This is a genomic window from Sinomonas sp. ASV322, assembly GCF_030908245.1.
Taxonomy (GTDB): Bacteria; Actinomycetota; Actinomycetes; order Actinomycetales; family Micrococcaceae; genus Sinomonas.
In genome coordinates, this window is sequence record NZ_JAVFJJ010000020.1 from 1 (window position 1) to 20,439 (window position 20,439).

20 protein-coding genes are annotated in these 20,439 nt (G+C 68.4%); 5 read left to right on the forward strand and 15 right to left on the reverse strand.

Annotated features, from left to right (window positions below; translation table 11 throughout):
- Positions 1-156: 156 nt before the first annotated feature.
- Entirely contained in the window at positions 157-1,380 is a 1,224-nt protein-coding gene (locus tag RBS12_RS18275; protein ID WP_307966782.1) for an IS481 family transposase, read from the forward strand.
- A gap of 89 nt (positions 1,381-1,469) precedes the next feature.
- Here the strand turns inward: RBS12_RS18275 and RBS12_RS18280 are convergent, their stop codons facing one another.
- Together RBS12_RS18280 and RBS12_RS18285 are read right to left on the reverse strand one after the other, a co-directional pair.
- Positions 1,470-2,219: a maleylpyruvate isomerase N-terminal domain-containing protein gene (locus tag RBS12_RS18280; RefSeq protein ID WP_307967584.1), complete on the reverse strand. Its 750-nt coding sequence runs from the start codon at positions 2,217-2,219 to the stop codon at positions 1,470-1,472.
- Positions 2,220-2,380: 161 nt separating this feature from the next.
- On the reverse strand, positions 2,381-5,374 hold the full coding sequence (locus RBS12_RS18285; protein WP_307967585.1) for a hypothetical protein: 2,994 nt from the start codon (positions 5,372-5,374) through the stop codon (positions 2,381-2,383).
- 95 nt (positions 5,375-5,469) lie between these two features.
- On the opposite strand from RBS12_RS18285, the gene RBS12_RS18290 reads away from it, so the two are divergent.
- Positions 5,470-6,240: an ion channel gene (locus RBS12_RS18290; protein WP_307967586.1), complete on the forward strand. Its 771-nt coding sequence runs from the start codon at positions 5,470-5,472 to the stop codon at positions 6,238-6,240.
- A 72-nt stretch (positions 6,241-6,312) separates the two neighbouring features.
- On the opposite strand, the gene RBS12_RS18295 is transcribed toward RBS12_RS18290, so the two are convergent.
- The 7 genes from RBS12_RS18295 to RBS12_RS18325 all read right to left on the reverse strand — a co-directional run bounded on the left by RBS12_RS18295 (position 6,313) and on the right by RBS12_RS18325 (position 11,946).
- Positions 6,313-6,924, reverse strand: coding sequence for a hypothetical protein (locus RBS12_RS18295; RefSeq protein ID WP_307967587.1), 612 nt, complete (start codon positions 6,922-6,924; stop codon positions 6,313-6,315).
- On the reverse strand, positions 6,911-7,237 hold the full coding sequence (locus RBS12_RS18300; protein WP_307967588.1) for a hypothetical protein: 327 nt from the start codon (positions 7,235-7,237) through the stop codon (positions 6,911-6,913). The genes RBS12_RS18295 and RBS12_RS18300 overlap by 14 nt, the downstream gene beginning before the upstream one ends.
- A gap of 327 nt (positions 7,238-7,564) precedes the next feature.
- Entirely contained in the window at positions 7,565-7,978 is a 414-nt protein-coding gene (locus RBS12_RS18305) for a VOC family protein (RefSeq protein ID WP_307967589.1), read from the reverse strand.
- A gap of 56 nt (positions 7,979-8,034) precedes the next feature.
- The gene (locus RBS12_RS18310) at positions 8,035-8,862 is read right to left on the reverse strand and encodes an alpha/beta hydrolase (RefSeq protein WP_307967590.1); all 828 of its coding nucleotides are present in this window, start codon (positions 8,860-8,862) and stop codon (positions 8,035-8,037) included.
- 908 nt (positions 8,863-9,770) lie between these two features.
- Positions 9,771-10,262, reverse strand: coding sequence for a hypothetical protein (locus RBS12_RS18315; RefSeq protein WP_307967591.1), 492 nt, complete (start codon positions 10,260-10,262; stop codon positions 9,771-9,773).
- A gap of 419 nt (positions 10,263-10,681) precedes the next feature.
- Complete coding sequence (locus RBS12_RS18320) at positions 10,682-11,452, reverse strand: hypothetical protein (protein ID WP_307967592.1); 771 nt, start codon at positions 11,450-11,452, stop codon at positions 10,682-10,684.
- Positions 11,453-11,544: 92 nt separating this feature from the next.
- Entirely contained in the window at positions 11,545-11,946 is a 402-nt protein-coding gene (locus tag RBS12_RS18325; protein ID WP_307967593.1) for an AraC family transcriptional regulator, read from the reverse strand.
- A gap of 123 nt (positions 11,947-12,069) precedes the next feature.
- Here RBS12_RS18325 and RBS12_RS18330 point away from each other — a divergent pair, with 123 nt between their 5' ends.
- The 3 genes from RBS12_RS18330 to RBS12_RS18340 are packed head-to-tail and all read left to right on the forward strand — an operon-like array spanning position 12,070 to position 13,710.
- A complete protein-coding gene (locus tag RBS12_RS18330) occupies positions 12,070-12,603 on the forward strand; it encodes a hypothetical protein (RefSeq protein ID WP_307967594.1) in 534 nt (177 codons plus the stop codon).
- A 4-nt stretch (positions 12,604-12,607) separates the two neighbouring features.
- Positions 12,608-13,279, forward strand: coding sequence for a hypothetical protein (locus tag RBS12_RS18335; RefSeq protein ID WP_307967595.1), 672 nt, complete (start codon positions 12,608-12,610; stop codon positions 13,277-13,279).
- Positions 13,280-13,314: 35 nt separating this feature from the next.
- A complete protein-coding gene (locus tag RBS12_RS18340) occupies positions 13,315-13,710 on the forward strand; it encodes a hypothetical protein (protein WP_307967596.1) in 396 nt (131 codons plus the stop codon).
- Between the two features lie 120 nt (positions 13,711-13,830).
- On the opposite strand, the gene RBS12_RS18345 is transcribed toward RBS12_RS18340, so the two are convergent.
- From RBS12_RS18345 to RBS12_RS18370, 6 genes are all read right to left on the reverse strand, one after another.
- Positions 13,831-15,066 carry a Gfo/Idh/MocA family oxidoreductase gene (locus RBS12_RS18345; RefSeq protein WP_307967597.1) on the reverse strand — a complete coding sequence of 412 codons (1,236 nt, stop codon included), beginning with the start codon at positions 15,064-15,066 and terminating at the stop codon, positions 13,831-13,833.
- Positions 15,063-15,914: a ThuA domain-containing protein gene (locus RBS12_RS18350; RefSeq protein ID WP_307967598.1), complete on the reverse strand. Its 852-nt coding sequence runs from the start codon at positions 15,912-15,914 to the stop codon at positions 15,063-15,065. The genes RBS12_RS18345 and RBS12_RS18350 overlap by 4 nt, the downstream gene beginning before the upstream one ends.
- A 28-nt stretch (positions 15,915-15,942) precedes the next feature.
- Positions 15,943-16,695 carry a carbohydrate ABC transporter permease gene (locus RBS12_RS18355; RefSeq protein ID WP_307967640.1) on the reverse strand — a complete coding sequence of 251 codons (753 nt, stop codon included), beginning with the start codon at positions 16,693-16,695 and terminating at the stop codon, positions 15,943-15,945.
- A 149-nt stretch (positions 16,696-16,844) separates the two neighbouring features.
- Positions 16,845-17,846: a sugar ABC transporter permease gene (locus RBS12_RS18360; RefSeq protein WP_307967599.1), complete on the reverse strand. Its 1,002-nt coding sequence runs from the start codon at positions 17,844-17,846 to the stop codon at positions 16,845-16,847.
- A gap of 8 nt (positions 17,847-17,854) precedes the next feature.
- Complete coding sequence (locus RBS12_RS18365) at positions 17,855-19,102, reverse strand: extracellular solute-binding protein (RefSeq protein WP_307967600.1); 1,248 nt, start codon at positions 19,100-19,102, stop codon at positions 17,855-17,857.
- Positions 19,103-19,194: 92 nt separating this feature from the next.
- The gene (locus RBS12_RS18370) at positions 19,195-20,217 is read right to left on the reverse strand and encodes a LacI family DNA-binding transcriptional regulator (protein WP_307967601.1); all 1,023 of its coding nucleotides are present in this window, start codon (positions 20,215-20,217) and stop codon (positions 19,195-19,197) included.
- Positions 20,218-20,439 lie beyond the last annotated feature (222 nt).

Here is a 20,439-nt window from a genome sequence, read left to right on the forward strand (position 1 = left end):
GGTGACAGTTCTGCCTCAGGACATCGGTGACGGTTCCGGGGTTCTTGGTGGTGACACTTCTTTCGCTCTGATGGGCTGGTGAAGAAGAACTCCACTGTCGATCCTCGTATCCGTCTCGCGATCTCTCAGTGGCCGGAGAACGCGCCTCGGGGTGCGGTGACGACGTTCTGCGCCGAGCATGGGATCTCGCGGAAGACGTTCTATGCGATCCGCGCCCGGGTCGCCGCGGACGGGCCGGCCGCGGCGCTGGAGCCCAGGTCGCGGCGCCCGAAGAACAGCCCGGCCAGGCTCTCGGACGATGTGAGGCAGCAGGCCATCGGGGTGCGGGCGGCGCTGGAGCGCTCCGGGCTGGACCACGGTCCGATCAGCGTGCACGAGAAGATGCGTTCCATGGGCCTGGCATCGGTGCCCTCGCCGGCGTCGCTGGCACGCATGTTCCGCCAGGCAGGGGTCGCTCGGGCCGAGCCGAGGAAGAAGCCGCGGGCCGCGTTCCGCCGGTTCGTGTATCCGGCGCCGAACGCGTGCTGGCAGCTGGACGCGACGGAGTACGTGCTCGCCGGCGGGCGCAAGTGCGTGATCTTCCAGCTCATCGACGACCACTCCCGCTACGCGGTCTCATCGCACGTGGCCCGGTCGGAGACGGCGGAGGCGGCCATCGCCGTGACAAGGAAGGGGATAGCCGCCCACGGGGTGCCGCAGCGGCTCCTGACCGACAACGGCAGTGCGCTGAACCCGATCCGCCGGGGCGTGATCGGCCAGCTGGTCATCTATGTGACCTCCCTCGGAGTCGAGCCGATCACGGGCAGGCCCAACAAGCCCACCACCCAGGGCAAGAACGAACGCTTCCACCAGACCCTCTTCCGCTGGCTGGACAAGCAGCCCCTCGCCGAGACGATCGACCAGCTCCAGGAACAGGTCGACGCGTTCGACATCATCTACAACACCCAGCGCCCGCATCAGGGCCTGCCCGGCAGGATCACCCCCCTGCAGGCCTGGGAAGCGACCCCGAAGGCCGAACCGCCCAGGCCGAGGCCCGCACCGCCCGAGCCCACAGTCCCGGGACGCGGCGCCGCCGCGGCAACACGCATCCGCCCGGGAGTGGAAGGGACGGCCACCCGCGTCGTGCCCGCCAACGGCGGCATCACGATCCGCGGCGTGAAGTTCCAGATCGGCAGCGCCAGGACCGGACTCCAAGTCCACATCGTCTGGGATCCCGAAGGGATCGCGTTCTTCGACCACCAGGGCACGCTACTGATCGAGCACCTATGGCCGGCCAAAGGAATCACCTACGTCAGCAACGGCCGCCCCGTCGGCACAAGGCCCCGCACCGACGAAACTGTCACCGATGTCCTGACACACGAACCGTCACCGATGTCCTGAGGCAGAACCGTCACCCATGTCCTGAGACATCACAGCGCAGGACGTGGGGAGGTTGGCGGCAACGGTTCGGGCGCCAGGCACGGCCGAACTTACGGCGTGAGCTTCGTGCCCCGGATCGTCTCCACGAGTTCGGGCGACGCCCCCGGGAACTCCCCGCGCCCCCACACCGCGAGATACAGCTCCCGGGCCGTCCCCGCGACGATCCCGAGTACCGGCCCGTCCTCGCCGCCGAAGGCGGGGGCATCGAGCGTGGCGACGGTCTCGCCGTCGTCCGTTCGCACCTCGAAGCGGACGACGGCGGGCAGCCCCGGCGTGCGCCCCAGCCGCACCTGCCGAGGGTAGAAGCCCGAGAGGACCTCGCGGAGGCCGTCGATCGCGAGGTCGTCGGGGATGGACCAGGGCACGGGATCGCCGGCGCCCGCGGCGAGGGCGGAGGCAAGGTCGAACTCGTGGACCGCCGTCTCGTGGAACTGCCGCCGCGCCCAGAAGGCCGCGACTCGATCGCCCCACAGCGTCCACGCCGGAGCCTCGGGGCCGGCCTCGCGCAGCGCGGCGAGAAGGGCCGAGGCGCGGCCGCGGTACCACTCGGGCAGGGGCGAGCCGTCGTTCTCGAAGGGCGGGTCCTCGGGCGCGTGGGCGGCCCCGATGGCGGACGCCGCCCACGTGTGGATGAGGCCGACATGGATTACGAGGGTCCGGGCGGTCCAGCCAGGGCACGTCGGGACGGGAGCGGACCAGTCGCGCACGCGGTCGGCGGCAGCGGCGAAGCGCTGGGTCGCGCGGTCGAGGCGGTCTAGGGCCGCGGAAAAGTCAAGGGGCGCGACGGGAAGCTGGCTCACGCAGCCACATTAGCCCGGGACAGCCCCGCCCGGCGCGCTCCGGCCCTTTTCTTCTGGCCTCCGACCGCGCCCCGCAGCGGCACGCCGCGTTGCGGACCGATTGGGAACTCACAACCGGGCGGGAGCGCGGGTATGCGGCACGGACAGACCCCGCGGCCGCGCTACCAGCCCACGAGGAGGTCTTTGCGGGCCTGGGCGTAAGCGCGCGTCGGCAGGTAATTGGCGTGGGTCGCGACGCGAGCCATGTACGAGTCCGGCTCCATCTCGAGCACTAGCCGGTCGAGGTTGTTGGGCATGGCCGAATATGAATACCCCGGGAACCCGAGGTAGTCCGTGCGCCTCCACAGGTTGATCCACACGGGCTGCGGGCCGGTTGCGAGCGCGAACGCCCCGTGGGGGATGTCGAGGAGCGCGGTGAGCGGTGTCCCGCGCGACGCGCCCATGAGCGACGACGCGCCAACCCGCGGCGCCCCGGCCGCAACCGGCCCAGTCGGCGCCGCAGCCGGCACAGCAGCCCGCCCAGACGGCACCGCAGCCGGCACGGCAGCCGGCCCAGACGGCACGGCGGCCGGCCCAGACGGCACCTCAGCCAGCACGGCGGCCGGCCCAGACGGCACCGCAGCCGGCCCAGCCGGCACCGCGGCCGGCCCAGCGGGCACCGCAGCCGGCCCAGCCGGCACCGCGGCCGGAGCCACAGCCGGCCGGACGCCGTCGTGCAGGTCCTTGCCTTTCCACGGGTCGGCGGACCAGAACGACGGCGCCGCGATCCCGGGCGTGCCAAGCACCTCCGGGCCGAAAATCTCCGGGAAGAACCGGCCGAAGTACGGCCTGAGCTGCATCCCGAACGTCAGGAGCCGCACACGCGGCATGAGGTCCGCGCGCCCGAGCGCCGCGAGGTGGAAGAGAGCCGCGACGGCGAGCACGGTCCCGAGGCTGTGGGCCGCGAGGAGGACGCGCCGCTGCGAGTCCGCGGCGCCGGCCGTACCCGCGGCGTCAGGAGCGCCCGCGCCAGGGGCCTCGGGACCGGCGTCGCCGCCGGGCTCGAGCCAGCGGATCATCCGGTCGGCGAGCTCCGGCACGGCGCGCTCGAAGAAGCACGCCGGCCCGAAGGGGTGGGCGGCGCGCGGGAGCCACGCGATGAGGTCCCACAGGAGGCCGAGCGGCCGAGAAGCCCCCGCCTGAGCGTTCGTGGCAGCGAGGCCGATGATCCCGAGCCCGCCGAGCACGACGCTCAGGAGCACGATCCCTTGGAGAAAGCCCGAGAACGCCGGAAAATTCGACTCCCCGACGAGGCCCGCGAGCACGGACCGCACCCAGGCCCAGCGCCCGGTCGCACCCCGCGCGTGCTGCATGACGGTGAACGCGAGCGATACAGTGACCGCTACGCCGATCGCCCAGCTCACGGTGTGCAGGAGCGGCTCGATGCGCTGCACGAAGGCACTCGTGCGCCGAACGCTGTCGATGTCCCTCTCGAACCGTGTTTCGGTGGGGTCGACGGGCGGCTCCTCGATGATCGCCTTGCGGAGGCGGAACCACACGAGGGCGAGGAAGAGCCCCGCCACGAGGACGACCAGGAGCACGAGCACCCCGCCGAACGCCCAGAAGGCGGTCGGCATCGTGATGTCGTGCGCGGTGGTCGGAATCGAGATGACGCGGAAGAGGGGGTCGGTGCGGTCGGGCAGGGATTGGAGGCGCCCCGCGCGCAGGTACTCGCCGGTTCCGAGGACGACGGCGCTCGCAAGGTAGGCGCCGACAAGCAGCCCGAGGTACATGAACACGCCGGGCGCCGCCCCGTGCCACGCGTGCTCGAGCCGACGGCCGTCGCGCCCGCGCCGGAGGAGATACGGGATCGCGATCCCGAGCCCGCTCGCGATGACGACGGCGACCGCCGCGGCGTTGGCCCACCATCCGAGGGGGTCGAGCCAGCCACCCACCGCAAACACGAGCGCGCCGACGCCGACCGCGAGGACGAGCGTCGCAAGCCACTCGTTGTACCCCGTCCGCACGACGCAGCCGACGGTCGCAAGCAGCGTCAGGCCCACGAGCAGGACCGTCGGGGTGAGCTGGCCCGCCCGGAACGGCCCGGTCTCGTTCGTCGTGTTCGCTCCGCTCGCGACGAGGATGGCGGCGAAGTAGGTGGCCCCCGCCGTCCCGATGAGGACGGCGCCCCACACGTAGCGGCTCTTCCAGAAGTCGACGCGGGCCTCGGGCGCGCGCATCGAGCGCGCCCACAAGACGAGGAAGTATCCGATCACCGCGAGCTGCGCCCACGCGATCGAGAGGATCGACGTCGCGGCGCCGGTGGTGTCGCGGCTCGCGGTATCAGTCATGAGGAGGACGACGACGAGCTGCACGCTCGCCGCAAGGTGCAGGAGGCCCGTGGGCGAGTTGATGCGGCGGCGCACCCAGAGCATCGGCAGCGCGAGGGCGACGGCGCCGGGCCGGGGATCGGTGTTCGACGCGCGGGCGGCGTCGGCCTGCCGGGTGCGGAAGCGCACGTTGGTCACGAAGGCGAGGAGCGCGATGAGGGCGACGGCGGCGATCGGCGCGAGCGAGAGGGTCGCGAGGCGCTGACCCCGGGTGAGTTCGCGCAGCCCGTCGAACTGGGGCGGGAGGGCGTTGCAGATCTTCCACACGTTGGGCACACCGGTCGGCTCGAAGCACTGGACGGCGATGAAGTCGAACGCGACCGTGCTCACGGCGGAGACGAGCAGGAGCGTCAGCAGCAGCCCGTACAGGCGGACGACTCCCCCGCCCGGCCCGGTGCGGAGCCCATCCTCGCGACTCGGATCCGTGCGGAACGAACGCGCCCAGTACGCGGCGTTCGCGAGGCCGAACGGCGCGATGAGGAACCAGCCGAGGTTGTAGAGGACGCGGCCGATCTTGCCGAGGAACGTCGTGCTGCGGTCGAAGCGGTCGAGGTTGCCCCAGCAGTACGCCTCGAGGCGGGTCGCGGCGTCCGGCTCTGGGGTCTTGACCGTGTAGAAGCCGGCGAGGGAATCGCCGAGGAGGACGCCGTCGTCGCGCACCAAGGTGACGTCATCCGCCGTCGTACACAGCATGTCCTGGGGCGGGACGTTCTTGACGCCATGGACGCGCAGCTCAAGGACCTCGAGGGGCGTGGCGCTGGACCCTGCGCCGAGTGCGGTGGGCATGGCAGTCTCCGGTCGGACGACCCCAGCACGTGATCGATCGTACGACCTGGGTCGGGACGTGTCCACGAAAGCTGGGGCGGCGGTACCCTTCGGCCATGACCCTTGAGCGGTGGAGGCGGCTGACCGAGTGGCCGACCCTCGCGGCGGCACTCGTGTTCCTCGGAGCGTATTCCGTGCAGGTCATCGCCAATCTGCGCGATGAAGAGGGGATGTGGGCCGAGGCCCTCGTCTGGGTCGCGTGGGGCGTGTTCGTCCTGGACTACGGGGGCCAGCTCGTCCTCGCTCCCCAGCGCGGCCGGTGGTTCGCGCGGAACCTGCACGAGCTCGCGATTCTCGCGCTTCCCGCGCTGCGGCCGCTCCGCCTACTGCGGCTCGTGACGTTCCTCCGCGTCGTGCACAACAAGGCGGGCTCCGCCCTGCGGGGGCGGCTGCTCCTCTACGTGGTCGGTTCGGCGGCGATGATCATCTACTGCGGGGCGCTCGCAGCCGAAGACGTCGAGCAGAACGAGCCGGGCGCGAACATCCGCTCGTTCGGGGACGCAATCTGGTGGGCGCTCGAGACCATCACGACGGTCGGCTACGGCGACCGCTATCCAGTGACCATCGCGGGCCGCTTCGTCGCAGCGGGGCTCATGATGGCGGGCATCGCGGTGCTCGGCGTCGTGACCGCGTCCATTGCCGCGTGGCTCGTCGAGAGCGTGTCCGCGCAGACCGCCGCCGAGGTCGAGGCCGAGGTCGCGGAGGTCGAGGCTGAGGTCGAGGCGATCGACGAGTCCCTCGAGGCGAAGGTCGAGGCGCTGACCGAACAGGTCGCGCGGCTCGCGGCGGCGCTCGAGGAGCGGCAGCGCAACTCCGAACCCGCATAGCCGGCCTTTCCCCGCATAACAGGCGCTGGGCAGCACCGATCATGCGGTTCTGGGCCTGCTCTGCGCAGCGGCTTATTCGGCCAGATACGAATCCACGGCCTGCTCGAGGGTTGGTCTGGCCGCGTCCCAGCCCTCGACCGGCGCGGCCACGATGAGCACGCTCCCGCCGCGCTTGCCCTCGACGAAGCACGCGATCTCGCGGTACTCGTGCGTGCGATCGCGGCTTCGATAGGTGTCCTCGACGCACGAGCCCATGCCGCCGCGGAAGGCCATCCCCGTCCGGCTCGCCCCTCGTGCAGCCGGCTCCCCGTTCTCGTCCTGGAGATGGTCGAGGCGGAAATCGGGCCACGTCGCGAGGGCTTCGTCGCCCTGCTCGGGCGTCGCGTTGAAGTACGCCACGAGCTCCCCGCCCGGCGATCTCGTCTCAGCGGTGACGCTTCCGGGATCGCTCTCGGCGGGCGCCGCCTCGGGCGGAGTGGACAGCTGGGCCGTTCCGTCCGGAAGCTCCGCAACGTTCCAGCCGGCCGGGGCGGGGCCCGCCCGGAACCAGGCAAAGGCAGGCGCGGGGGACGTCGTCGCGGGCGTCTCGGCGTGGCCCGCGGGGCCGCCGCACCCCGCGAGGAGGAGGACGGCAGCCCCGAACAAGGCGGCCAGTGACCCTGCGGGCGCCCTACTTGTTGCCATCGCCGTCGTCCGGCCCGCCGCGGTCGTCGGCGTCGTGGTCACCCCCGCCCGGGTGGAGCGGGGGCGGGATCACGGGCCGCGGTGCGGGGGCGGGAGGCGGCATGACCGGCGGTGGCGTTTCCGTCGGAGGCGCGGGCGACGGCGTGACCGTCGGCGTGGGCGTTGGCGTCGGCGTCATCGTGGGCGACGGCGTGACCGTGACCGACGGGCTCGTGCTCGGGGCGGGCGCTGCCGGGGATGGGGCGGTGCACCCTCCCGCCGCGAGGGCCGCGGCGCATGCCGCGACGGCCAGCAGGGATCGAAGAGTGTTCATGGTGCCCTCCACAGGGCCCGGCGGAAAGTCGAGACCTTGCCCCCTAAGACGACGCCGGCGTGACCGGGGTTCACCCTGGCCGCAGACCCTTGCGCAAAGCCACCCCTACTCACCTAAAAATGTCACGCACGAACCGGCCAATAGAGCGTGACAATCTGCGAAGACGACGCCCCGCCGCCGCCCTGCGGACACTCTCCGCTGATTGTTGACCCGGTCTGATCGCACAACCGTCCCGGAGCGACATGACCGTCCCGAAAACCGCGGCGCGAGGGACGGCTATGTCACCAACCGACGGTCATGTCACTAAGGGACGGTCAAGCGGCGCCCTCACCCCACCGGCTTCGGCTGCGTGAGTCGCCAGTAGTTGCCGGACGGGTCGCGGAACGCGGCGTCGACCCCGTAGAAGCGCTCGTGCGGTTCCTCGGTGAACTCGACCCCGCGCGAGGCGAGCTCCGCGTAGGTCGCGCGGCAGTCGTCCGTCTTGAGGGCGCCGAGGCCGTAGTACCCGCGCGCGATGGCCTCGCGCATGTGCTCCGCCGAAGCCTCATCCATGAGCGGCGCGCCTGGCTCGACGAGCATCATCGGGGTCGGCGGCTCGCCCGGGATCGTGACGACGAGCCAGCGGAAGCCATCCATGACGGTGTCCATCGCGACGTCGAACCCGAGCTTCTCGACGTAGAACGTCTTCGCCTCGTCGAGGTCGAGAACCCGCAGGCACATGAGCGCGACGCCGTTGATCATGACTGGTCTCCCCTTCAGCAGGACCGATGCCGGAATGCCCAAACACATGGTCGCGACTATCCTGCGACGGTTCCCGCGTGGGAGGCGAGGCCCGCGACGAACTCGTGCACCGCCGTCGTGAGCATCTCTGGGTCGACGTCGTGGGTCTGGCCGTCGAGGATCGCGAAGCGCGCGCCGGGGATCGCGTCGGCCGCCGCGCGTGGGCCGGCCTGGAGGAAGGCGGGGCTCGCGCCGCCCCCGAGGACGAGCGTCGGCGTCGCGATCCGGGCGAAGAGCTCGGTGGGGATCACGCTGCCGGCGAGCGCGGCGTTGTCGTACGCGAGCGTCGGGGCGATGCGCACCGCCCCGGGCCAGTAGGGCGACTGCCGCATGCCCGCGATCGCCTCGTCCGGCATGCCGACGTAGCGGAGGAAGAGCTCGAACGCGCCGTCGCGTTCGCCGGCCTCGAGGCGCGCGGTGAGCGCGTCGGTGTAGTCGCGCGCCCGGGCGAGGCCCGCGTCGTCGACCGCGAAGGGCGGCTCCCACATGATCAGCGCCCGCGTTGGAAGCTTCGCGGCGGCCCGCGCCGCAAGCGCGGCGCCCGAGGAGAAGCCGACGACGACGGCGCCGCCCGGGCTTCCCGTCGTCCCGGCCGCGTTGGCCACGTCGAGCAGGGCGGCGATGTCCTCGATTTCGCGGTCGACGGCGAAGGGCTGGGTATCGGTGCTGTCGCCGCGGCCGCGTCGGTCGTAGTTGTAGACGGTGAAGTGGCGCGCGAGTGCCTCCGCGTGGCGCGCGCTGCCCTGGCGGTCGCTCGTCGCGCCCGCGACGAGGATGAGCGGGGTTCCGGCGCCGAGCCGGTCGAAGGCGATGGTCGTGCCGTCTGCGGACGTTGTGGTTTCCATGCGTTCCACGCTAGGCGCGTGCGGCGGGCGGCGCTTCTCGAAAACTGCTCTTCTCGCCGCCGCCCGCCCGCACTGCCCGCCGAGCGCCGTCGAGCCGTCGAGCCGTCGAGCCCTCGAGCGAAGCCGCACGAGATCGCGCCGGTTGACAAATGTGATCTCCTCACGAGGCGCAATGTTCCCAATTGATGAACTAACGTGAGACTATGTGGACCGCAAAACATCAGGATCCATCGTGGCCTCGCGGCATGAGAGTCGTCGTGTTACACAATAACCCGGAACTTCTTAGACTCCTCTACGTGAGGGATGCCTGGGCGCTGGAATGCGCGAAGACCTTGCCACGGCTTACTCCGACGCCGCGCCGGGTTCAAGTTCCGAATCCGATTCGGATCCAAACCTGCGATGCATGGTGGCAGCGTTGGGACGAGATTCTCTCCTGGCTATCGGAGTTTCAGACGCAGACGCTGGACCCCAGGACGGGGCAAGCCACCTCACCGATGTCGGCGCCACTGCCAATTTGGCAGGATGTCGTTAGGGGCCCACACTTTCCGGAAAGTGATTTCGATCAGTGGCTGGGATCCCTCGAACAACGGGCGGGAAGCCAGGTGAACGAGGCCCCCGAATCCAAGAGTCACGCCGCAGTCCGGCAGGCCTGGGAACACGGACTCACAATGATCATAGTTCTCCCTTATGAGGACCCCTATTCAAGTACGGACAAACCTGGAATTCTCGAGATCGACCAAGTCACTTACGAGGACATCAACCGATTTGAGAGCGCACTGAGATCCTTCCGCCCCGCCGGATAGGACTTGCACCCGAAGATTCGCGCAACCGCCCCAATTCAGCGCACATGGGTCAACGCGCCAAGAGCCTTGGTGGGACAAAGCCCCACCAAGGCTCTTGGATTGCTACTAACCGAAGAAGTCGATGGGTGCGTTCGAATAGCAAACGCCCCCGTTGCTCAGGATGACGTGAGCGGTGAAGGGAACCACCGCGTAACCAGGCCCAACCACTGTCGCTCCCCCAGTACCCGACCATGTGGAAGGAGTAGAACCACCCTGGAAGTAGATGGTGTTCGAAGTGATGGCCCCAACACCGTTGACGTACCACGAACGATCAATCACGGTGCCGTAGACGCTGTAGCCCGTGCTTACGCCAAGCCAGTCGCCCGAGTACTTTTTCGCCGACACGAACGAAGATCCACAATTTCCTTCGGCCGAGCCAAACGGCTTGATTTCCCGGCCAGTTGATCTGGCGTCTTTTGCGGCAGCGGCTTCGGCATTGGACTGAACCGCCTTTGCCTCAGCGGTGACGGGAATCGACATTTCCTCCCCGCTTGCACTGGTTTCAATTCGGAAACCATGAGCTTCCGCCACGGTACGATCAAAGGACTTGATGGTCATCGGAGCGACAACAGCGTCTTTCGGCTTCGCCGACGAGCTCCCTGCTGCCGCCTGCGCCCCTGCAACGGGACTGACCAACAGAAAGACGAGTGCAAAAAATCCAGACAGTACTCTTCTCAACATTGCGGACCCCCAATTTGTCCAGCGTGCGAGAATCCACCCCGAGGGATTGGATACCGCAGCCTTGCTGGCTGCGATGACAAGACCGCCCCCCAGTCAGCTCCGCGTGTCAAGACCGGACGTACATCTGCGGAAGGCCCAGTCGCGAATTCATCAGCAAATCACCTAGGATCCCCGGGCGCAATATTCGCACTGAACAGTGAGCAAATGTGACGGAGTTGGGGTGGGCGGCCCGTCGGTGTCGCCATTCTTGCTGCAAGAAGAATACGTGCTTGCGCCAGCGCCACGATTGGCTCAGGTCAGCCGTTCGGGTACGCGGCCTTGATCGCCTTCTCGCGCCACATCCCGAACTGGGCGAACATGTCGTGGATGAGGTACAGGTCGCGGCGGCGCGTCCAGGGCTGACCCGAAAGCGGGTCGTAGGTTCCGGGCATGTCGATGCCTTCGGGCGCGAAGGCGGTCATGCCGCGGCCCCGGGTGGTAAGGACACAGCGCTTGACGTGGTCCCGGAAACCGACGACCCCCGCCGTGCCGGACGTTCCGCCGCGGAACGAGACGACCTGTGCCGCGACCCCGTCGGTGCTCAGGTACACGATGGTGCCGTCTGGCTTGATCACGGGCTCAATCGACGTCACGCCGTCCATCGAGTACTTGGACTTGAGGAAGCGGGCAATCTCCCACTGCGCGAAGACGGGGATGTCGCGGGTTGCGCGGACCTTCGCGATCGTATCCGCGAGCGCCTCGTTCACAGGCCCCGGCTCGTACATGACGCGCGACGGGTCGCCGCCGCCCGCCGGCGCACGGTTCCCGAAGGAGTACGCCACGATGTAGTCGAGGCTCGCGATCGGCGCGACCGGCGGGTGCCAGTCGAAGCCGATGTCCTCGATGGCGGGCTCGACGACGGCGGCCGTCTCCGGGTCGTTCAGCTCGCGGGAGAGGGCCTTGAGCATGATCTCCTGCAGGGCGCGGCCCTGGTCATCGGAATCGGCAGCGTGGGCCGGGGCCGCGGCGAGGAGGGGCATCGATGCCGCGGCGACGGCGGCGGTCGAAACGAAGAAGCGGCGGTCCATGGGAGGCCTTTCGGGCTGGGGAATGTCGTTCCCTCGGACCGTACGGGCGCGGAATGAACAACCGTCGAACTCGAGGCGAGCGCTGCGTGCCGTCACGGGGTGGGGCGGGAGAACATCTGGACGACGCAGGACGGGAGCGTCGCGAGGTCGTCCCCGCGCGGCCGGTCGCGGTAGCTCGTGGGGCTCTCGCCCACGAAGCGGCGGAACTGCGTGCTGAACGAACCGAGGCTCGTGAACCCGACGGCGAGGCAGACTTCCGTGACAGGGTACTCGGTGTCGCGGAGAAGCTGCATGGCCCGCTCCATGCGACGGCTCACGAGGTAGCGATGAGGCGTCTCGCCGAAACGCTTGCGGAATTCGCGGATGAAATGCGCCTCAGTGACGTAGGCGCTGCGCGCGAGGACCCTCGTGTCGAGCGGCTCGGCGTAGCCGCGGTCGATGAGGTCGCGGACGCGGAGGAGGTGGCGCGAGAGCGGGACGCGGGCTGCGGGCATGGCGCCTCCTCTCGGCCGAGACTTCTGCTCCACAAATCATGAGCGAAAGTGGCAGTTGAGTGCTATGTTTTCCGCCAATGGGGGTGCGAGGGGTGCCCCCGACCGTTCGCTAGGGGGCATCGGATGAGCGACAACTATCAGCCGGGCTATGGCCAGCCACAGGGCACCACTCCACCGCCGGCGGCACCGTGGCCGCCATCGACCGTTCCGCTGACGCTGGCCCTCAGCGAGCCGGACGCCAAGCGGTCGCGCCGATGGCGCACCGTCATCGGCGTCGCCCTCATCCTGTCCGGCGCAGCCGCCGGTGGTCTCGCGGCGCTCCAGCTGCTCAACGTTGGCGGCCTCGGCGACGACGATCCCCTTGTCGCCATGGCGGACGCCGGGTACGACATCGTCCTCGGCGTCGTCCTGATCGGATTCGGCGTGTGGAATCTCGTGGCCCGGCGGACGCTCCAGAGCGGGCCGCTCATCGCGGCCGCGATCGTCTCGGGGATCCAAATCGTGGTGGGCGCCTTCAACCTGATCGACCTTGCCGTGTCCTCTGGCCGTTTCCCGCCGCTCGGCGGGATCATCCTTCAGATCGTGATCCTGCGGCAAGCGATCACGCTGCTGCGGCTCAAGAGGAGAGCGATCACTGTGCCTGCGAGGACCCTCTAGCGTCATGGCGGCCCAAACGAATGGCCTCACGAAAATCGGCCCTCGTGCGGCGTTGTCAGCCGCTTTTCAGTTGGGGCGGTTCATAGGCCAGACCCCGGTTGAGAAACTCGGGGTTGTCGCCGCATTCGCTCCCACTTTGATTCCCACCACAGCAGCGGGCCTCCTCGTTAAAGCAGATCGAGTGGTCCTGCTCAGGGGAACAGATCGACAACTCCCCGCCACGGCCCTGCTTTCAACGGTTCTGATATATGCGATATTCTCCATCCCGATTTTCGTTGGAATCGCCTTTGATCCAAGTGGGGTTACAGGCGGTGGCGCCATCGGATACGGAATCGTGCTTCTCCTGTTATTCGTTTATCTGTCGATCCTTCTGTACGCGAAGCGAGTGATCAGGCGTCGTCACCCCGAGGTTCCGCAGGCGATAACGCGCAGCCTGTCCCGGCGCGTGCAGAAGAAGCACGGGGTCCGGCGCGTTCTCTTCATCGACACGGTGGCGTTCCCTGACGACGTCCGCGACGACGAATTGCGGGATGCCTTCAGTCTCGCCCTTCCGCCGTCGGAACCCGGATGGGGCGTCGCCTCGCTGGCCGGAACCGAGCAAGAGGTCAGAGTATTGGAAGGACTAGGTTTCGAGCGCGACAAGCCCGGCTCAAGCCTCATGTGCCGGGCGGCCTAGCGAGAGACGCCTCGGGAGGACAAGGAGCGGGCACCATGGGGTCGAGAATCATGCGGTTCGCGATCGGCGTCTTCCTGCTCCTGATCGGCGCCTTCGCCGCGGTCATCGCGGTGATCAGTCTCGGAGTCCGCGTGGCCCGCGACCAGCCCATCGACGCGCTCTTCCTGACCCAGTTCCTGCTGTACGCGGTGGTCGGCCTCGCGTACCTGACGTTCGGCGTGTGGAACCTCCTCACATTCGCGACCATGCGCAAGGCTCCCCTCGTGGCCGCGCTCGTCGAGGCCGTCGTCGGGCTCCTCTTCGGGGCGTTCTACGTCGCCAACCTGCACGGCGCCGCGCAGCTCACCCAGGGTCTGGGCATTGGGATCAACCTCGCGATCATCGCCCTCGCTTGGGTCCTGCTGCGGAGAAAAGAGCCCGCCGACGAGTGACGGCACATGTGCGTGGAGCGTTACGGTCAAAACCACGTTTTGCCCGTAACGTCCCGCAGAAACGTCACGCCCTCGACGCACTTTCGCGCGTGACATTCCTGCGAGCGCACGCGCCCCGCGTCACCCGCGGCGCGACGCGCCCAGCCCGTCCCGCACCGAAGGCCACGACTTGAGGACCCTGAGCAAATCCTCATGGGTTTCGGCGGCGAGTGCGCTCTCGTAGGACTCGCCCAGCACCTCGTCGATCGCGACCCGCCGCCCGAGGCGCGCGCTCCTCATCGCGGCCTCGACCATCGCGAGGCTCACGACGTTCGAGTGCACACGACCCATGGGCTCGGCCCCCGTTCGCAGCGCGGCGACGAATTCGCGCAGGGACCCGGCGGTTTCCGTGCCGGGGTCGGGCACAGACGAGAGGGCGGGCAAGGACCCGGAGCCGGGCGCGGAGTCCGGATCACCCGCGACTGAAGGGCCGACGACGGCGGAGCCCACCCCCGCGGTCCCGTCGCCATGAGCCGGGCTGGCCCCCGAATCAGGCACGTCCGCCGTCGGCTCATGCTCCCCATCCCAGAGCACCGTGCCTCGCTCGCCCGAGATCCGCCACGAGCCGTTCCACGAGGTCTCGAATCCCGGACTCGCCCAGCTCCCCGTGAACGCGAAGCGCGCCCCGCCCTCGAACTCGAAGACGGCCGACGCCGCCGCGTTCCCCGCGAACCAGCTCCACGCGGGGTTGTATTCTTCGCAGATCACGGAGACGGGATCGGCGTCGAGCAGGAAGCGCGCGGCGTCGAATTGGTGGATCGCCATGTCGAGCAGGAGCGGGCTCTCCATGACCTCGCGGAATCCCCCGAATCGAGGCGCCTTGAAGAATTCAACGGAGAGGGCCCCGATCCGCCCGAGTGCCTGGGCCTGCCGCTTCGCGAGGAAGAGATTGCGGAAATAGCGGCGCGACTGGCTCACCATGAATAGCTGCCCCGTGAGCTCAGCGCACGCCGCGAGCGAGAGGCCCTCCGCGACCGTCGAGGCGACCGGCTTCTCGCCCAGCACCGGGTAGCCGGCGAGGAGCGCCGCCGTCGTCACGGGGTGGTGGGCGGCGGGAATCGTGACGTTGATGATGGCGTGCGTGTTCGTCCGGCGGGCCAGCTCGACGGCGTCGGGACCGGTCGGCAGCCCGGGGTGACCGGCGTCGTCGGCCGCCTGGTCAGCGACATGGACGGCGAGGTCGGCGATTCCGGCGAGTTCGACGTCGTCGTTCGCCGCGATGGTGCGCAGCCACGTGCGGCCCATCGGCCCCGCGCCGACGACGACGACGCGCAGCCGCCCGCCGTCGTCGGGCAGGGTCGCGAACCCGGCGCTCATGCGCTGGCTCCCGCGGGCGTGATGTCTGGCGCGGCGGACTCCGCGAAATCCGGGGTTACGGCCCTATGGGCCTCGGCGATATCGGGTGCCGCGTGCGAATAGTCCACACCGTGGAAGAACTCGCCCGTCTCGTACCGCAGGAGCGTCGGGTACGCCCGCTCGGGCCGGTCCGTGAGAGCCCATTCGACGCCGTTCGCGATCACGCGGCGGACGTCGGGGTGGTGGTAGACGGGGTAGTCCTGGTCGCCGGGGCTGAAGAAGAAGATCTTGCCGTGGCCGCGGCGGAACGTGCAGCCCGAGCGGAACACCTCTCCCCCGCTGAACGAGCTCACGAACACGAGCTCGTCGGGCGCGGGGATGTCGAAGAACTCGCCGTACATTTCCTGGGCCGGGATGTCGATGGGATGCGGGATGCCGCGGGCGATCGGGTGCGTCGGGTCGACGGTCCACACGAGTTCGCGGTCCTGCTCGCTGCGCCAGCGCAGGGTGCACGTGGTGCCCATGAGCTTCTGGAAGATCTTGGACCAGTGGCCCGAATGCAGCACCACGAGGCCCATGCCGGAAAGGATGTGCCGGTGGACGCGCTCGACGACGTCGTCGCTCACCTCGCCGTGGGCCATGTGGCCCCACCAGGTCAGGACGTCGGTCTCGGCGAGGACGTCCTCGGTGAGGCCGTGCTCGGGCTCGTCGAGGGTCGCGGTGCGCACGATCGCGCGGTCGCCGAGATTCTCGCGGATGCCGTCGGCGATGGTGTTGTGCATGCCATCGGGGTAGATGCGGGCGACATTCTCGTCGCGCCTTTCGTGACGATATTCGCCCCAGACGGTGACGCGGAGGGGTGGTGTCATTGGGCTTTCTCCTATTTCTGAGGTGAGGTCATTTCACGGCGCCGGACGCGGTGCCGGCGGCGACGAATTTCTGGGCGACGAGCAAGAGGACGACGGCAGGCAGCGAGGCGAGCACCGCCGTCGCCATCACGGAACTCCAGTCGGTGACGTACGAGCCGATGTATTGGTAAAGGCCGAGGGTGACGGGTCGGACGGCGTCGGTCGTGGTGAGGGTGAGGGCGAAGAGGAAGTCGCTCCACGCGAAGAGGAACGTGAAGAGGCCCGCCGTGATGAGCGCGTTCCGGCTCACGGGGAGCACGATCGACCAGAACACTCGCACGTGCCCGGCCCCGTCGACGCGCGCGGCCTCGATAATGGACGACTGCATGGACCCCATTAACGCCCGGATGATGAGGATCGCGAACGGAATTCCGTGGGACGAATCCGCGAGAATGAGCCCGCCGATCGTGTTTAGCAGGCCCAGGTCGTTGTACGCGGTGTAGAGCGCATTGGCGACGACGATCCCCGGGATCATCTGGCTGATGAGGATTCCGAACAGCACGATATTCGTGCCCCGAACCTTGAAGTGGCTCAGCGCGTACGCCGCGGGGGCCGCGATCGCGAGGCTGACCACGACACTCCCGACCGCCACGATGAGGCTCGTGCCGAGGTTTTGGCCCTGCTGGGTTAATGCCGTCGCGTAGCCCGAGAAGTCGGGGTGGATCGGGAACCACGTGGCCTGGATCGTGGTGCCGTTGGGCTGGAGCGATGCGTTCACCATCCAGTAGACGGGGAACAGCATGATCGCGAGGAACAGAATGCCGAGGGCGGTGTTCGGGAGGCCGGAGGGCCTTCCGACGGGAACCCTTTCGGTGACGGGCTTCCTCGGGCGGAGTCTTCCCGCCGTGGGTGTCCCCTCGCGAATCGAAACGGTAGACATGTCCCCTCCTTTCAGTCTTCGACGCCGCGTCGGCTGGCCCGCAGATAAATCAGGGCGAACACGAGCGAAATGAGCACGAGGATATTGCCGAGCGCCGAGCCCTCGCCGAAGCGGAATTCCTGGAAGGAGAGCGCGTACGATTCGGTCGCGATGGTCTGGCTCGAATTGGCCGGCCCTCCCCCGGTCAGGGCGAGGATGATGTCGAGCACCTTGAGCGTGTACACGACTCCGAGGACCAGGACCACGTTCACGACCGGCCGCAGCAGGGGCCACGTAACGTGTCGGAACGCGCGCCAGCCGGTCGCGCCGTCGAGCGCCGCGGCCTCGTAGAGCTCGTCCGGGATGTCCTGGAGCCCGCCATACAGGATCGTGACGTTGAACGGAATCCCGATCCAGACGTTCACGCCGACCACGGCGACGAGCGCGAGGGACGTGCTCGTGAGCCACGGGACGCCGTTCGGCACAAGGTGGAGCGCCTCGAGGAACTGGTTGAGCGCGCCGGAGTCCTTGTCGAGGATCCACTTCCACACGGCGCCGGACGCGATGAGCGGCAGCAGCCACGGGAGCAGGAGCAGAGAGCGCAGGAGCCCGCTCAGCGGAAACCGCTTCCGGAAGAACACCGCGAGCGCGAGGCCGATCACGAACTGCCCCGCGATCGAACCCGCCGTGAACAGCGCCGTGTTGAGCGCCGCCGTCGTAAATATCGAGGAGCCGAGCACCTTAGCGTAGTTCGCGAAGCCGACCCACGGGGCCTCGCCCGTGTAGAAGGTCGCGGTGCCGTAGTCCTGGAAGCTCACCACGAGGTTCTTGACCACGGGGTAGCCGAAGAACAGGATCAGGTACGCGACCGCCGGGACGAGGAACGCCCACTGGTAGACGCTCTCCCGGCGCCGCCTCCCACCACGTGGCCGCGCTTGCTCAGCCGACGCCTCGCCGCGGCCCGGCCCGCGGGAGGCGGGCGCCGTCGTCGTTCGCTGGGCCGCTGCTATCTCAGCCGCGGCCAGCTCACCCATTGCCCGGCTCATCCGTTGTTTTGGGCCTGCTGGAGCGCGTCGCTCGGGCTCGCCTTGCCGGTGAGCGCGGTCTGGATCGCGGTGTAGATCTTGGTCGCGGCCTTGGGCCAGTCGGCGCCGAGCTCGCCCGTGCGGGCGCGGGCGGTCTTGATGAGATCGGTGAAGACGGCGAGCTTGGGGTTGTCGGCGGCGAACTGGGCGGCGAGCGTCGTCTTCGACGGGACGGTGTTGCGCTGCTTGGCCATGGAGAGCTGCAGCTCGTCGCTGTTCATGCAGCCGACGATCTCGGCGGCCTTGGCCTGCTTCGCCTTGTTGCCCGTCTGCGGGACGGTCCACGTCTCGCCGCCGAGGGGCGCGACCTCGGTGTCGGAGGCTTGCTTCACGGGGATCCGGACGATGCCGTAGTTGAGGCCCTGCACCTTGTCGAGGGTCGGGAGCTGCCACGGGCCGTTGACCATCATCGCGGCCTTGCCGGCGACAAACTGGTCCTTGACGTCGGCCTGCTTCCAGTTGAGGACGCCCGACGACGCCGACCCGGACTTCACGAGGTCCGTCCAGAGCTGGAGGGCCTCGGCGGTCTGGGAGGTCGCGATGTTCTTCTCGTCGCCGCCGTTGCTCCACATGAACGGGAGGAACTGCCACGAGCCCTCGTAGGTGGCGTTGGCGTCGAAGGCGATGCCGTACTGGCCGCCCGAGGTGAGCTTTGCGGCCGCGGCCTTGAGCTCGTCCCACGTGGTGGGCGGCTGGACGCCGGCCTTCGCGAGGAGGTCCTTGTTGAAGAAGAGGGCAATCGTGTTGACCGTCGGGGCCAGGCCGTAGACCTTGCCGTTGTATGTGCCGGCCTGGAGCACCCCCGGCGCGAAGCCGTCGGTGCTGACGTTGAAGTCGCTCAGCGGGGCGAGCGCGCCGGTCGCGGCGATCTGCTGGACGTCGGGGTTGTCGAGCATGAGGACGTCCGGGAGCGTCTTCGACGACGCCTGCTGGAGGACCTTCTGGATGAGCGACGAGCCCGGGACCGTCTGGCGGTCGAGCGTGACGCCCGCCTTCGCGGCGCACTTGGTGAGGGCGTCGCCGATGAAGGACTTGTCCGGCTCGTTGTTGTAGTAGTCGAGGACCGAGATGGTCTTCACGTCCGCGTTCGACGTCGCGCTCGTGCTGCCGCCGCAGCCCGTCAGGACGGCGGGGACCGCAAGGGCCGCGAGGGCGAGGCCGGTGCGGGCGATGCCTGCGCGGGCGATGAGGGAGGTTCGCTTCATTGGGTTCTCCTGTTTTGGATTGTCGATGCGTATCGACGATGCGCATCGATTGGTGCTGTTTTTGCTGGGGGTGGGGCTTGGGGGTGGGGCTGTCAGCGCTGGGGGCGCAGACGGATGGTGCTCTTCCGGCGTTTGAGGACTGGCCGGATGAGCTCCAGGGCCTCGTGGGCCCTGGACGTGGTGTCGGTGAGGTCGCGGACGATGCGGTGGACGGCCCGGCGCGAGACTTCGTCGGGCTCGAAGCCGATGGTGGTCAGCGGAATGCGCTGCCGTTCGGCGATGCGGTCGGAGCAATTGACGACGACGGACGCGTCCTCCCCGAGGACGAGGCCCAGGTTGTGGAGAGCCTCGACGAGGAGATCCTGGTTAGCGGCTTCGGGGGCAATGAAGGCCGGGATGCCGTTGGTCTCCTTGAGCGCCTTGGTGACGGCCTTCTCCATGCCGGCGATGGTGACGCGGCCGGGGACCTTGATGACCTTGGTGCCCGTCGCGGCCGCGGCCTTGTCGACGCCGCGGTGAAACCGCTTGACATAGTTGACGTGACGACGGACGACGGCGTCCTGCCAGTCCACGAGCGTCACGGTCTCGTGGCCCAACTGTGCTAGTTCCTCGACGCACATGGCTCCGGCGAGCTCGAAGTCGGCGTCGATGCACTCGAGGCCCTTCGAGTCTTCTGGGATGCCGATGAGGACGCTCGGGACGGGGAGTTTGCGGATGACGGGGACGCGAGCGTCGTCGCCCTCGACCTGCATAATGATGAGCCCGTCGACGAGTTGCTGGCCCACGACTCTCTCGAGGCCCTGCGGGCCCTCGTCGTCGGTGACGAGGAGGATGTCGTAGTCGCTCTGGCGGGCCGTGGCGGCGATGACGGAGATGAACTCCATGATCGAGCCCATGTGGAGGTCCGGCACGAACGGGATCGCGAGGCCGATGACCTGGCTGCGCCGGCTCGCGAGCGCTCGGGCGCCGGCGTTCGGCTGGAACGCGAGCTGCGCCATGGCGTCCTCGACACGCTTACGAGTCTTCTCGGAGATGGGTCGCCTGCCGCTCATGACATACGAGACGGTGCTCTGCGAGACGCCCGCGAGGCGGGCCACGTCCTTGCTGGTCGGCATCGGTCACCTCCTCGTGCTCGTCGAACCGTATCGTCGATGCGTATCGAGGATGAGTATGGCATGGGTCACATCGGTGGGGCAAGGGTCTCAATCAGCAGGACGAACATGGCCGACTCAAGCTCGGGTTCGGGACATTGGAATGGGGTGTCTCGGGTCATCGGAATGGCGCTCGCCATACGAGCCCGCGGTCGTGAACGAGCCAGTTTCCGACAAAAGACAGTG